The organism is Kibdelosporangium banguiense (assembly GCF_017876405.1).
In the GTDB taxonomy this organism is placed as follows: Bacteria; Actinomycetota; Actinomycetes; order Mycobacteriales; family Pseudonocardiaceae; genus Kibdelosporangium; species Kibdelosporangium banguiense.
The window spans coordinates 11,821,059-11,835,221 of the sequence record NZ_JAGINW010000001.1 but is presented as its reverse complement, the minus strand read 5'-3'; the positions used below and the strand labels follow the sequence as shown (position 1 = coordinate 11,835,221).

The window sequence follows — 14,163 nt, the reverse complement described above, 5'->3', positions numbered from 1 at the left end:
ATGAGCGAACTCGCGGTCGAGCACCTGCGCATCCGGCTGGGCGGCGTGCACCAGGCGTTGCGCGTTGCTGCCGAGCGTCAGGCGCAGGCCGCGGCCCTGCTCACCCGGCCGGATCTCACGTCGTTCTGCGTGACCGATGAACAGGTCGGCGTGTTGCTTGATGAGGTGGATTCGTTCGCCGAAAGCATGGTTCAGCCGGATGAAGCAGTGCTGCCGGAGCCTGAGGCCGAACGTGATCTGAGGCGTCAAGCCGCGGCTCAGGGCGTCACGCTTCCGCTGGACGCGCTCGCCACGAAGTTCGGCCTGTCCCGGGACGATCAGGACGCACTGTTGCTCGTCGCCGCGCCCGAACTGGACCGCGGTTACGAGCGGATCTACGCGTATATTGTGGACAATTTGAACCGCCGGATTCCCAGCGTGGAACTGCTTGTAGTGGTCGGCGCCACAACCCCGGCCATGCGACTGGCCCGACGCCGTGCCCTCGGCCCGGCTGGTGCGTTGCGCCGATTCGGGTTGTTGCGCGCCTATGGTGAGGCTCCGGTCGAGCTTGCGCAGGAACTGGTCCTGGGGCCCGGGGTTTTCGAGTTCCTGCTCGGCTGGGGCGGGGATGCCGGGCTGGTCGGTCACGATCCCGGCGAGGTCGTTTTCTCAGAGGCCCTCTCCGCGCATCTGTCGTCGGACCGGCTCGTCAGGCTGGGCCGTGCACTGGGCGCGGGCGACATCGACTTGGCGGGGCTGTGGGGCGATCCTCAGCTCGACGTGGTGCAGGCGCTGGCACGCGCGGCCGGTAAACCCTTGCGGCGCTTGACCTCTGACGTGGAGAGTGATCTCCGGGCGGCTGCTGCCCTGGATGCCATCCTGTGGATACCGACAGATTCCGTGCGCGACTCGCCACTCGAGGTCTCCGCCGCACTACTCAGATCGCGGGTCCCGGTATGCCTGACCGGCGCCACGCCTTGGCGACCGGCCGGGCTGCTCGCTGCGCGGGCGTACGCCGAATGGACCGTGCCCGTGCCGGGACTCGGCGACCGGCGCGCGATGTGGTCGGCGGCGCTTCCACACCTGACCGGAAGCGTGCTGGAGGATCTCGCCGCCCGCTACCGAATGAGCGACGGCGAGCTGCGCGCTGTTGCTTCCGTCGCCGACACCGGGGCGCGTCTGGCCGGCAACGGACGTCCGCTCGCTGATCACGTCGAACCGGCGATCGCCACTGTGACTCGTGGCCGCAGCGGCAGCGGCGTGCACTCGATCGTGCCGCGTAAAACAGTCGAGGACCTGGTGCTCCCCGAAGGCCAGATGAACCAGATCATGGAAATCGCTTCGGCTTTCCGCGCGTGGCCGCGGATCGCGGAGGCGTGGGGTTTCGCCCGGCGCTCCGCACACGGCGGCGTGAAGGCGCTGTTCACCGGTGAACCCGGCACCGGCAAGACCATGTCGGCGGAGATCGTGACCGGCCTGCTCGGCCTGGAACTGCTGAAGGTGGACCTGGCGCAGGTCGTCTCCAAATGGGTGGGGGAGACCGAGAAGAACATGGAGGCCGCGTTCCGCCAAGCCGAGGACAGTCACGCGGTCCTGCTGTTCGATGAAGCAGACGCCCTGTTCGGCAAACGCGGCGACGTCCGCCACGGCACAGACAGGTACGCCAACCTGGAGGTTGGCTACCTGCTGCAACGCCTCGAAGCCAGCGACGGCCTGATCATCCTGACAAGCAACCTGAAGGAGAACATCGACCCAGCCTTTACCCGGCGCTTCCACTTCGTGGTCCACTTCCCGAGACCGGGCGCCCCGGAAAGGCGGCGCCTCTGGCAGTTGGCGTTCCCACCCGAAGCCCCCCTCGACACAAGCGTTGACCTGGACGTCCTCTCCCGCCTCGACATGACCGGCGCAGCAATCACAGCCGCCGCCCGCACAGCCGCCCTGTCCGCCGCCGACAGCTCAAGCCCAGCCATCGAAATGCGCCACATAGTCCGCGGCGTGGCCCGCCAGTTCCAACGCGAGGCCCGGCTGCTCCGCCCATCCGAACTCGGCCCACACGCCGACCTACTCGCCGACCACGGCTCCCCGGGGTGACCACATGCTGCCAGCCGAACTACCCCTGTCCCTCGCCCGCGCCGTCGTCCCCGCCCCACCCGCCATGGCCCAGGAAAGCCACCGAGCCATCAACACCCACCAAAGCCGCACACCCCACGTCGTAATCCCCTCCACCACAAGCAACGCCCTCGTCGCCCACAGCATCCACACAAACCCATTGGTTCATGGCACACCCATAACCCTCAAGACCGCCCAAGACCAAGCCGGCAACGCAGCCGTAGCCAGCACCGCCATGCACATCGTCCCCGTCGCCATCCCCAAAAAGGAAAGCCACCCCGGCCGTTAAGCGTGGATCTCTGGCTGTCTCTGTGAGCTCACCCGTAAATTTCCTGCTCGGTGACGGGGCCGAGAAAGGCGGGCGGGTCAATTATCCCCTGGATGTCCATGTCTCGGAATCGGGTAAGGAGTGGGCCACCGAAGATAGGCGGGCGATGCCAGGGGAGGACCCGGTTATTGGCCGTACAGTACGGCGCGTGCACCATGCCAGACTCTCGTACGATTTGGAAGTTCCGCTCCGTGAGCAGTTCCCTGCCATCGCTCTGCACTGCCCATGTACCTGTTGTCCCCTCGGACAGGAACATTGTGCGCGGCACGATGATCGGATCAGGCAGTTGAATCGCGTTCGTAATGACGAAGAAACCTTCGTATCCTGTTAGCGGATCGAAGGTCACCCCGCTGGTTATCGCGTCGAGCAGTTGCCGCATTCGCCTGCTGGCGACTGTGGCAAGGGTCCGTTCGTCGCATGCGAGGACCAGATCCTCTGCTGTCGCGTTTACTTCGGCGAAGTCGTCAAGGCCCACGTAGGCAGCGAGGTTTTGCGGATCGTCGCCGGGGCCAGGCTGGAATTCAAAGTAGACGTCGAACGGGATGCCGCGCTCATTCAGCTTCGCTTCGATGGTCACGAAAGCCTCAATGGAAGGGGCGAGCCAGGACAGCGGGTCCAGGTCAGGCTGCGCCCCCTCGGCTGTCAGCAGGCTCCTGACATCGGAGCCAATCGGGGTCTCGAACGTGACGACGTGACGGATGTCCATGGCGGTCAGACAATCTCCTGGTAGGGCCCGCGGCCGTGGTTTCGGAGAACGACGTCGAGCCCGTGCGCTCGTATGCATCGCATTCCCCAGTCTATATGCGCCTGTTCCCCCTGTCCCTTAAGGAACTGCCTGAGTGGCTGACGGCCGGTACCGCGTTGTGGCCTGCCGAACCATGTTCGGAAGTCGACCTGGTTTATCCGCGCCCCGACAAGGGCGAGGTTATCAACGGAATTTGGCCCGCCTGCGGACGCCTCGTGAATGTGGTGCCAGTTCTTGCCCGGTGGAACGTTGAACTTCCCATGAGCGCGGTAACTCAGAACTTGGCTGGCGTCAGCGTATATCGGCCAGATGCTGAGGTCCTTGATCGCCTCAAACGCCTTGCCCACCTTGTACACCCTGCCCGGCTTGTACTCCCGCCACCTGGCGTCATAGCTGTCGACACGGATCGTTCCAGAGACGGGGCCGCTGTGTATATGGCCAAGGTAGCTGAACGTCTCGGTGGTCACCGACGTGATCTCGCTGATGGCCCAAGCCCTGCCCCATTTGACCTCTACAGTGTCACCGACAGATACCTTTGGTGGTTGTTTGGTCTGGACCTTGGCCTTGGCGGCTTTGGTGAGCTTGGGGTTGATCTCCCCGTGTATTGCCCAGAAGTCGCCTTGGCGCACCGGCTCGAGGACCGTGAGCCGGTAGCGAAGCCGGATCGCGAGAAGCATCGGCTTGATCAGAGCGGCGGCGATTCGCCGGCCGCTGAATCTGTTCACTGCCGACAGAGCGGCCGCCACAGCCTTTTCGAGTCTTTGCTTCTGGCTACCCGACTTCTTATCAGGCTTGGGTTTTCGGGGCCTGTCATCTTTGCGCTTGGGTTTCTTGGGGCGGCGGGGTTTGTCGGGGCGCTTCTTCTTGGGGAGGGTGGGTTTCTTTTTGTCGGGTTTGGTCTTTGACTTTGGGAGGAGTTTCTTGAGGAGGCCGACGATTTTGTCTATGACCCAGTCGATGGCGCGGCCTACTGGTTTGGACATGGCTTGGATGATTTGCTTGACTTTGGCGGCTATTCCGCCGAGGCCTAGGAGGGCGGCCAGGAAGCCGAGGAGGACTGGGATTGCGCGGGCGAGGGCGCGTTCGATCAGGCTGGGGACTCCGCCGCCTGAGCCCTTGGCGATGGCGATGACCGCGTCCAGGACTGCGTTGACGAAGTCGAAGATCTGCCGTGCCTGGGTGACGACGAACTTGACTATGTCGATGATCAGTTTTACGGCGCGGACGAATGCTGAGGCTGGGTTGAGCAGGGAGAGGACCCAGGTTATGCCGGCGATCACTATTGTCGGGGTCACGTACTTGATGACCTTGTCCAGCAGGTCTTTGCGGAGGTCGCCTACGCGGGTCTTGAGGTCCTCCCACATTCCGGCGACACCCTGCTTCTTGACCTGGGCGGCCAGGGGGAGGGCCTTTTCGGCTGTCGCGGCCGCTTTGGGAGGCAGTCTGCGGGTGATGCGGGCCCAGATCGCCGCCGGGGTCAGGCCCAGCAGGCCGGCGAGCATCGTGAGCACGCCGCGGGCGTCGAACTTCGATGGCAGCTGCAAGCCGGCTTCTGCTGTACGGCCGAGCAGCCAGGTCATGATGCCTTGCTGGAGGTGCTTGCCGATGTTGGCCATGAACTGTTTGAGGCCTGCGCCGACTGCTCGCACCAGGTTGCCGAGGAAGCCGATCGGGTCCGCCAGGATGCCGAGTACTGCTTGTGCCGCTTTCGCCAGGATTGAGAGCAGGAGCCGTTTGAGTTCCAGGATTGTGTTGATTACGGCTTTGACCGCGTCTATCGCCTTGGCGATCAGGCCTTTGTTCTTTTCTTTCTCCGCGGCTATTTCTTCGTCGACTGACTTCAGGGTTTCGGTGTATTTGGTGGCCAGGGTGTCCACCAGTTCGGTTCCTTTGTCGTCCACCGATTGGGTCAGTTGGTCGAACTGGTCGTCGAAGCCCGCCGCTGCTTCTTTTCCTATCGCCTGCAGGTCTTGGGGGAGTTTTTTGACTTCGGCCTGCAGGTCCGTCCGGCCTTTGGCTATCCGGGTTTTGGCTTTGTTGAGTTCCAGGCCGATTGTGTCGGCCACGTCGGAGATCACCTGGCGCATCTTGGTGACGTAGTGCGCGCGGGCGTCCTCGAAGATCTTGTCCGCTTCGGCTGGGAGGCCGGTGAACTTGTCGTCGAGCCAACGGGCCCAGCCCCAGGCCCCGCTGTAGCGCTCGTCCTTGTATTCCTCCATTTTCTGTTTGTGTTCGGCCGTGAACTCGTCGCGGGCTTTTTTCTCGCCGTCGGTGAACTGCTTGTCCACCTTGGCGTCCAGGCCGGACAGGATGGCTTCGACCTCGGTCTTCATCGTGTCGAAGACGCCCTGCAGGATCGCGGTGACCTGGGCCCGTTTCTCCTCGTCCTTGCTCTTGGCGCCGGTCTTGCCCGCGCCGACCTGCCGCCCGATGCCGACGCGCTTGGCACCCATCGCGCCCATCGCCGCTGTGCCCAGCTTCTTGGCTTTGGCGGTGGACTCGTGCAGTTGGGCCGACTCGTTCTTGCGGAGCTCGCCGGGTGTCACCTCGGAGTGCTGTTCGGCGGTCTTCTTCTCTTTCAACGCGTTGTTGAACGCCGGCTCGTTGGACTTCTTCAGCTGCGCCTCGGTGACCTGCGCGTCCGACATCTGCTGGTCGACCTTGGCGGGACCGGCGGACATGTCGGTCGCCGACGGCGGCAGTTTGTCGGGCACGGCTTGGGCCGGGTTCGGGGTCGCCGGTGTGCGCGGCGGCTGGTCGGCCGCCATCGGTACGACTTCCTTCGTCACCGCCGCGGATGTGTCCGGCGGCGCCGCGGTCGTGGTGGCGATCTGCTCGGCCGAGTCGGTCTTGCCTTCGCCGACTTTGCCCTGCACCTCGGCTTTGACCTCTTCGGGCTTGCCGGAGTCGGCGAACTTGTCGGCCTCGTCGAGGTTCTTCGGTGCCTTGGCGGCGATCGCGTCCTCGACCGCCTTGACGAACGCCGCCTTGTCGAACTCCTTGGGCTTGGCCTCGTTCATCTTCTCGGCGTTGGCGGTCTTGCCCTGCGCCTCTTCGTCATCCTTCGGGGGACGGGCCGCGGCCTGCGCGGACGTCGCCTCCGCGCGGGCCGGTGGATGCGAGGTCGCCACCGACCGCTTCTTGCGTTGCACGTCCTTCTTCAGCGACCCGAACTTCGGGTCTGTCTCAGGGCTTCGCTTGGCGACTGCGGGGCCTGACTCCGCAGCTGCCGCGACCGCGCCATTGCCCACCATGTCCTGACCGGCCGGCCGTAACCGGTCCAGCGTCGGTTTTGCCGAGGCTTTCAGGGCAGCCGACATCGCCGAGTTGGACGGCGGGAGCGGGAGTGCCAGCGGCTTACGGCGCCCTTTGACCACGACAGGGGCAGGTTTTTTCGTCACCGTGGGCCTCGGCATCAGGGCCTTGGGTGGCGGTGGCATCGGACGAAACCCCTCCCGCAGGTGTCAGGCCTGAGGGTCGCAGGGCGGACGTGCCGCAGCCGTCACCCGAGCGTCGCCGAAGCGTCTTCCCGAGATGTGTAGCGCTCCAGTTCCCAGGGATCGTGGGCGCTGAAGAGCGAGACCTCGTCGCCGTGGTCACGCACGAGCGCCCGCAGCTGAATCTGGGTGCCGACCCGTAGTTCGTGATGGACTTCGGAGCGGGTCTGGACGATGTCGAGCACGGGATGCGGTTGCGGCTCGGCGTCGAGCTCCCGGTGGTAGTAGTAGGCGTCGCCGCAGTGCAGAAGCCAGCGATCACCGTCGTGCACAGCGATTCCTGTGTGGCCCTCGGTGTGGCCGCCGAGCGGCACCAGTTGGATCTCCGGCGGCAGGCCGTGTGGCTGGATCGCGGTCAGCCCGAACCAGTCCGAGGTCTCCTCCAGCGGGTAGGTGACCCAATTCGGGCCGTGTTCCCAATGTGCGGGGCGGTAACGGAAGCTCGGCGCTTGTGCCATCGCCGCCTCGAGCTCGGCGGCCAGGACATGCACCTGGGCGTCCGGGAAATCAGGCAGGCCACCACAGTGGTCGACGTCGAGGTGGGTCACGATGATGTGGCGCAGGTCGTCGGGCGAATACCCGAGCTGGGCGATCTGGCGAACGGCGGTCTCCTGCTCGGCGAGGACGGGCTGAGCCATCTCGACCCAGGCGGTGCCGAGAGTGGTGCCGGGGTCGCGGACGTTGCCCAGGCCGAGACCGGTGTCGACGAGCACCAGCCCGTCCTGATCGGTCTCGACCAGCAGACAGTGATTGACCGAGTGCGCGGGCGGCAGGCCTTCGTAGGTGGCCTCGATCTGGCGCACTGACCCGCAGTTGAGGTGGTGGATCTTCATGTCCGCTACTCTGCGACTTGAAGCGCGGTTCAAGTCAAGCGGAGGCCGGCAGTGCTCGACATCGCCGAAGTGGCCGAGAAATCCGGCCTGGCGCCCTCGGCGCTGCGGTTCTACGAGAAGCGAGGCCTCATCGCCTCGGACGGCCGCAACGGCCTGCGCCGCACCTACCGGCCGGAGATCCTGGATCGCCTGGCGCTCATCACCTGCGCCCGCGGCGCCGGCTTCACGATCGCCGAGATCGCCAAGTTCCTGGTCGCCACGCCCGGCGACACCGAATTGCGGGCCCGTATGGCCGAGAAGGCCAAGCAACTCGACGACGACATCGCCCGGCTCATCCGGATGCGCAACAGCCTGCGCCATGCCTCGACATGCCGGCATGAGCCACTCGTGGAATGCCCCGGCTTCAAGCGTGAGTTCGAGGCGCCGGCACGGAAGTCTCAGGCAGCAGCTGGGTGAGGACGTCGTCCAGGGTGACCAGGCCGATCAGATCGTCATCCGTTTCGACCAGCGCGAGGTGGTTACGGGTTTCACGCATGGTGGTCAACGCTGCGTAGATCGGCGCGTCGGCCTGCAGCATCAGTACTGGCCGCATCAGGCCTGTAGCCGTTGCGTCCGGAGCCGGTAGCAGCGCATCGCGTACGTGCACCACACCCATCGGCCGGTCGTCCCCACGAACCACCAGGCGCAGGTGGCCACTGACTTGTGACGCGGCCCTGATCTGCTCCGGGGTCGCGTCCGGAGGTACTTCGGCCAGTTCCTGGCTGGGCCGGACGATCTCGTGCAACGGCCGGGAGTTCAGCTCCAACGCTGTGGCCAGTTGTTCGTGGCGCTCGTCGTCGAGCGCGCCGGCCCGTGCCGAGTGGTCCAGCAGTTGACGCAGGTCCTCCGGGCCGCGTCCGGTGCTGAGCTCGTCGACCGGCGGGATACCGGCCTTGCGCAGGCACCAGTTCGCCATGTCGTTGAGTGCGACCAGGATCGGCCGCGTCAGCCACATGAACACCCGCATGGGCAAGGCAAGCAGTGTCGCGGACTTCTCCGGGTGGGCGATGGCCCACGACTTCGGCGCCATCTCGCCTACGACGAGGTGAATGAAGGTCACCACGATCAGCGACAGGACGAATGCGACCACGTCGGCGGTCACCTCGGGCAGGCCCCATCCGGTCATCAGCGGCGTCATCATATGGTGGACGGCGGGTTTCGTGATCGCGCCGAGCGCCAATGTGCACAGTGTGATGCCGAGCTGGGATCCGGCCAGCAGCAAGGACAATTCGCGCGAGCTGCGCAGTGCTGCCCGCGCCGAGGCGCTACGCTCGGCTGCCTCCTCCAGCCGGTAACGGCGTGCCGCGACGAGGGCGAACTCCACGGCCACGAAGAACGCGCTCAGCCCGATGATCACAGCGGTGATCAGCAGGGCCATTCCGGTGCTCATCCCGCTCATCGCGTCTGAACCTCTTGCAGTGTAAGGAAAACCGTCTCCGGCACGTGCCTGGCCACGCTGCGGACGGTCGCCGTGATCTCGAATTCGGGCTCGTCGTTGCGGGCGGGCAGCACGATGGTGACTGTGTCCTCAGGGTTGGGCAGTCGTTGCAGTTCGTTGATGACAAGTCCTGCGATGGTCTCGTAGACGCCGTCGGGCAGGTCGTGCCCGATGAGCCTTTCCACCTCGTCGATGTGGGTGGCGCCGGACACCAGCCAGCCGTTCTCCGCAGGTTGGGCGATGTGCTCGTCGTCGTGTTCGTCGGTGATCTCGCCGACGAGTTCCTCGGCGATGTCCTCCAGCGTGATCACACCGGCCAGGCCGCCGTACTCGTCCACGACACAGGCGAACTGCTCACCCGCCTCGCGCAACTGGGTCAGCACCGCGGGCAGCGGCAGCGAGGCGGGAACCATCACAGTCGGCCGTGCCGCCTGGAGAACTCTGGAGTCCTTGTCTTGCAAGGAAAGTACGTCTCGCAGGCAGATCATTCCGGTGACATCGTCGACGTCGGCGCCGAGTACCGGCAGTCGCGAATGGCCGGACGCCATCAGCTCGACAGCCCGGCTGACCGGCTCGTCACCGGAGATCGTGGTCACTCTCGGACGCGGGATCATGGCGTGTTCGGCCGTACGCTCGTGCAGATCCAGCGTTCGTTCGAGCAAAGTGGACAGTTCGGCGGGCAGATCCCCGCTTTCCCGGGACTCCGCCACGATGTGTTCCAGATCCCGCGGTGTCGCGGCATGCTCCACATCGTGCACAGGCTTGATGCGCAACAGTTTCAGCAAGAGGTTCGACGCGTGGTCGAACAACCGGATCAGCCAGCCGAACAGCTTCAGATACAAGCCGGTGGACAACGCCAGACGGCGCGCGACCGGCTCCGGCCGGGCAATGGCCAGGTTCTTCGGCACAAGCTCCCCGAAGATCATCTGAATCACCGTGGACAGCAGCAGAGCCAGCACAGTCCCGACCGCGATCCCCACCCCGGACGGCACACCGACGCCACCGAGAAGTTCACCCAGACTGTCGCCGATCATCGGTTCAGCGACATACCCGACCATCAGGCCGGTCACAGTGATTCCCAGCTGCGCGCCGGACAGCATGAACGACGTCCGCCGAGTGATCCCCAGCGCACGCGAGGCTCCAGTGTCACCACTCGCGGCACGAGCCTTCAACCGGGAGCGATCGACCGCCATGTAGCCGAATTCCTGCGCGACGAAGTATCCAGTCGCGACAGTCAGCAGGACAACGACAAGAACACCCAGCAGGATGTTGAGCAGGATCATCATCGCGACCGCTCCATGATCAGGCGGTCGCGGCCGGTACTTCGGGAGGGGTCCATGACTTCTTTCGATAGGGGGCAAGGGCCTCTCAGAAGTAGGAACGTACAACATCACGGCAAAGTTCCGTCAACGCCCTGCTTGGCGCGAGGGGTACCTGTCCTAGCGGGACGGAAGGGGCGTTGACCAGGGCTGGAGGTACTACCGGGGGATGCCGGCCCGGATGTCCTCGGCCAGACGGCAGCAACATTTTCCGCCGTTCAGGCACTTGGTGGCACGCGCCTCCCGCGACATGGTCATGGCTTTGGTTCCGCCCTCGTAGACGACCTGGCCACCCAGCACTGTCGTGGTGATGGGCAGGTTCACGAGCTCGTGCGGGTCGGCACTGAGCACGTTCCCGCCGACGATGCAGATGTCGGCGGCTTTGCCCACTTCGAGGGTGCCCTTCCATCGTTCTGCGTGGTCCTGCCAGGCGGGAGTACGCGTGTAGCTGGCGAGTGCTTCCCGGACTGTGATGCGTTCCGCTTCTCCGGCGACACCGCCGAAGCGGCCTTCACGAAGGACGGCGGATTGCACGCCTTGGAGCCAGGTTGGGAAGGTCACCGGTGCGTCGGACGAGCTCGACACCTGTACGCCGAGGTTGAGCGCGCTCCGGTACGGCCATTGGTAGTCCGTGCGCTCGGGGCCGAGGACAGGGTCGAGTGTGCGGCCCAGCAAGTATTTGATCGTCGCGTTCATGTTCACGCCGATGTCGTTACGGGCCATCGTTTTCAACGTTGCCAGGGGCGTGAGGTCGCCGTGGATGACGTAGTGGCGTGGATCGCCGCCCTTGCGACGCATTGCCCTGAGATAACCGTCGACGACGGCATCGATTGTGGCGTCGCCGGTCGCGTGCGTGCCTATCTGGAATCCGGCGTCGTGGGCGATCTTTATCAGTTCGCGCAGGTTCGCGACCTGTTCCGCATTGGTGGCGCCGGCTATGACCAGGCTGCCGTTTGTGCCGTCGAGGTAAGGCTTGTGCAACCATGCTGTCTTGGCTGCGGTTGGGATCCCGTCGCCGAATATCTTGACGCCCGCCACTCGTAGCCACCGTGGGTCGACCCCGCGCAGTGGCCTGTACCGGGATAGGGTGTCGCGTAGCTGTTGAGGTGCGGTACCGGCGGAAAGAAGCGTGTTCAGGCGGATTCTCAACGTTCCGGCGCGGGCCTTGTCGGCATACATCGCCAGTAGGTCGAGGCCGATTCCCGGATCGGTGATACTCGTGATGCCCTGCGCGTGCAGGAGCCTGATTCCGGTATCCACGCCTTGGGCGATCTCATCTTTGGTGAACGGCGGGATAAGCGCGCGCACGAGACCCTGTGCGGTCTCGCGCAGGACACCGGTCGGCTCGCCGCTGGCATCCTTTTCGATTACGCCACCCGGTGGGGGAACGGTGTCGCGGGTGATGCCGGCCAGTTGCAGCACACGCGTGTTGACAGTCATTGCGTGGCCGGAGAAATCGGTGAGGAATACCGGGTGGTTGCCGGACACCGGGTCGAGGTCGGTTCGCCGTGGTGGGCGTGGCAGTCGGTTGTCATTCCATCCCTGGCAACGGATCCAGGAGTCCGGGGCCGGTGCGGCGGCGACCGCTGTGCGGACCACGGCGACCAGTTCGTCGATCGTCGCGGTGTCGACGTCGTAGGAGAACGGCGGGAAATCGAGGCCGAACGCGTTGAGGTGCAGGTGGGAATCGTTGACACCAGGCAGAACGGTTCCGCCGCCGGCGTCGATCACCTGTGTGCGTCGACCGGCAAGGCGCCGGATGTCCCGGGCGTGTCCGACAGCCTGCACAACGCCACCGCGCACCGCGATTGCCTCCGCGACACGGAAAGCCCTGTCCAGAACGAGAACCCGGGCGTTGTAGATGATCAGGTCGGCATCCTTCTGCCCGTGACCGCTGTCCGCGTACGCCTGCTGCGCGGGAAGCATGCCACCCGCCAGGCTCAGTGCGGCCCCGCGCAGGAAATGCCGTCTGTTACCCATGTCGGTTCCTTTCAGCAGTTCGCACACATGTGTTCGGGATTCGGGTTACGCGCCCAGCCCGCGTTCTGCGCAGCCGTGGCCGCGGCGCGAGCGGACTTGTCGGAGGAGTCGTAAACGACCGAGCCATCTACCAAAGTCATGGCGACAGGGATGTCCGAAATCGCATGGGCATCCACTGCCAGACGGCCACGCTCGTCGAGCAGGGTTCCGTCCAGAACGCACAGATCCGCAGCCATACCTGGTTCCAGCGAGCCTTTCCAATGATCGGCATGGTCCTGCCATGCGCCCGCAGTGGTATATGTGCGCAATGCCTGCTGCACGCCGATTCTTTGCTCTGGACCGGAAACGGTCCCTGAGTTGCCTTCGCGCAGCAGTATCGTCTCCAGCCCCTGCAACCAATGCGGTGACACATTCGGTGTGTCGGACGCACTTGTCACCTGGACTCCGGCGCGCAACGCTGATTGGTAAGGCGTCTGATAGGCAGCCCGTTCCGGACCTACCACCCCTGGCTGGGTATCGGCGATCAAACGTTTGATGTTCGGATTGAAGCTCACACCACAGCGATTGCGCGCCAGCAGACGCAGCGTCTCGGGCCACGCGAAGTCCCCGTGGATCACATAATGGCGCTGGTCTGAAGGCCGTGACGAGGCGTAGGCCGTAGCTACGGCGTCAATGGCGGCGTCGCCCGTGGCGTGTGTCCCGATCTGCAGGCCTGCCCGGTGTACCAAGGCGACCATCGCTGTGAGCTCGGCGACCTTCTCCGAGTCGGACGCCCCGACGGTCAACAGCCCGCCCCGGCCACCGCCGACGTACGGCTCGCGCATCCACGCGGTACGGCTCCCGATCGGCACGCCGTCGGCGCGCAGCTTCACGCCGGCGATGTTCAACCATCGACGGTCGATGCCCTTGAGAGGCTGTTGCGCCGCAAGGATTTCACGAACCTGGGCGACCGAAACCGGGTAGGTGTCGTCTGGCCGGCTGAGCAACGCGGTGACCCGTATTCGCAGCGCGCGCCGGCGTGCCTTGTCCGCGTACAGCTTCTGGGCCACCGCGCCGATGCCAGGCTCGGTGTAGCTGGTTATCCCATGGCTGAGCAGGAGGGAGATGTTCCGTTCGATCGCGTCGGCCTGCTCTTGTTCGGTGAACGCCGGAATGCGCTCGTTCACCAGCCGCGCCGCGCCTTCGAGCAGCAGGCCGGTCGGTTCCCCGGCGCTGTCGCGGACGATGACGCCTCCGCCCGGGTCAGGCGTGTCACGGGTGATACCGGCGATCCGCAACGCGACGCTGTTGACCCACAGCTGATGGTTGGACCAGTCCAGCAGGGCGACCGGATTGCCGGGGGAGATCTGGTCGAGGTCCTGGCGCGTCGGTGGCCGGCCCTCGGCGAACTTCTTCTCGTCCCATCCCTTGCCGCGAATCCAGGCGCCGGGCGCGACCTGCGCAATGGCCGCGGCGACCGCCTCGGTGACTGCCGAGATGGCAGGTTTGCCGACGTCGACGGTGTACGGCGGCAACGCCAGTCCTGTCCGCAAGCCGTGTGCGTGCGAGTCGTTGACACCGGGCATGACTGTTCGTCCACAAAGGTCAATGACATCGGTCCGACGCCCGATGAGACGTCGTACGGACCTGTTGTCACCGACCTCGATCACTCTGCCGTCCTTGATCGCCACGGCTTCGGCGATCCGGAAGCCACGGTTCAGGGTCAGGACGCGGCCGCCGGACAACACAAGATCCGCCGCGCCGCCCTGCTGGGCGTGGGCGGTCCCGGTCAGGCCCGAGGCGGTGATTCCGGCGACGGCTGCGCCTTGGAGCAGTCTTCGCCGATTCCACACAGGACTGGTCATCCGGCGCTCCTCGCGAGCAGGGCCGACGTACTGGTGACGATTAGGATGTTTG

The 14,163-nt window shown here is 65.0% G+C and carries 9 protein-coding genes; 2 read left to right on the top strand and 7 right to left on the bottom strand.

Annotated features, from left to right (window positions below; translation table 11 throughout):
- The gene (locus JOF56_RS53005; protein ID WP_209647006.1) at nt 1-2,070 is read left to right on the top strand and encodes an ATP-binding protein; all 2,070 of its coding nucleotides are present in this window, start codon (nt 1-3) and stop codon (nt 2,068-2,070) included.
- A gap of 335 nt (nt 2,071-2,405) precedes the next feature.
- On the opposite strand, the gene JOF56_RS53000 is transcribed toward JOF56_RS53005, so the two are convergent.
- The 3 genes from JOF56_RS53000 to JOF56_RS52990 form a co-directional block, all read right to left on the bottom strand.
- The gene (locus JOF56_RS53000) at nt 2,406-3,122 is read right to left on the bottom strand and encodes a hypothetical protein (protein WP_209647005.1); all 717 of its coding nucleotides are present in this window, start codon (nt 3,120-3,122) and stop codon (nt 2,406-2,408) included.
- 5 nt (nt 3,123-3,127) lie between these two features.
- Nucleotides 3,128-6,562, bottom strand: a complete 3,435-nt coding sequence (locus JOF56_RS52995; RefSeq protein ID WP_209647004.1) for a phage tail protein — start codon at nt 6,560-6,562, stop codon at nt 3,128-3,130.
- A 101-nt stretch (nt 6,563-6,663) separates the two neighbouring features.
- A complete protein-coding gene (locus JOF56_RS52990; protein WP_209647003.1) occupies nt 6,664-7,491 on the bottom strand; it encodes an MBL fold metallo-hydrolase in 828 nt (275 codons plus the stop codon).
- A 51-nt stretch (nt 7,492-7,542) separates the two neighbouring features.
- On the opposite strand from JOF56_RS52990, the gene JOF56_RS52985 reads away from it, so the two are divergent.
- Complete coding sequence (locus JOF56_RS52985; RefSeq protein ID WP_209647002.1) at nt 7,543-7,947, top strand: MerR family transcriptional regulator; 405 nt, start codon at nt 7,543-7,545, stop codon at nt 7,945-7,947.
- Here the strand turns inward: JOF56_RS52985 and JOF56_RS52980 are convergent.
- The 4 genes from JOF56_RS52980 to JOF56_RS52965 all read right to left on the bottom strand — a co-directional run bounded on the left by JOF56_RS52980 (nt 7,895) and on the right by JOF56_RS52965 (nt 14,111).
- Nucleotides 7,895-8,929, bottom strand: coding sequence for a hemolysin family protein (locus tag JOF56_RS52980; protein ID WP_245378781.1), 1,035 nt, complete (start codon nt 8,927-8,929; stop codon nt 7,895-7,897). The two genes, JOF56_RS52985 and JOF56_RS52980, sit on opposite strands and share 53 nt — an antisense overlap.
- Entirely contained in the window at nt 8,926-10,254 is a 1,329-nt protein-coding gene (locus JOF56_RS52975; RefSeq protein WP_307855685.1) for a hemolysin family protein, read from the bottom strand. Before JOF56_RS52975 ends, JOF56_RS52980 begins: the two co-directional genes overlap by 4 nt.
- Nucleotides 10,255-10,446: 192 nt before the next feature.
- Nucleotides 10,447-12,267, bottom strand: coding sequence for an amidohydrolase (locus tag JOF56_RS52970; RefSeq protein WP_209647001.1), 1,821 nt, complete (start codon nt 12,265-12,267; stop codon nt 10,447-10,449).
- Between the two features lie 11 nt (nt 12,268-12,278).
- Nucleotides 12,279-14,111, bottom strand: coding sequence for an amidohydrolase (locus JOF56_RS52965; RefSeq protein WP_209647000.1), 1,833 nt, complete (start codon nt 14,109-14,111; stop codon nt 12,279-12,281).
- Nucleotides 14,112-14,163: the final 52 nt, after the last annotated feature.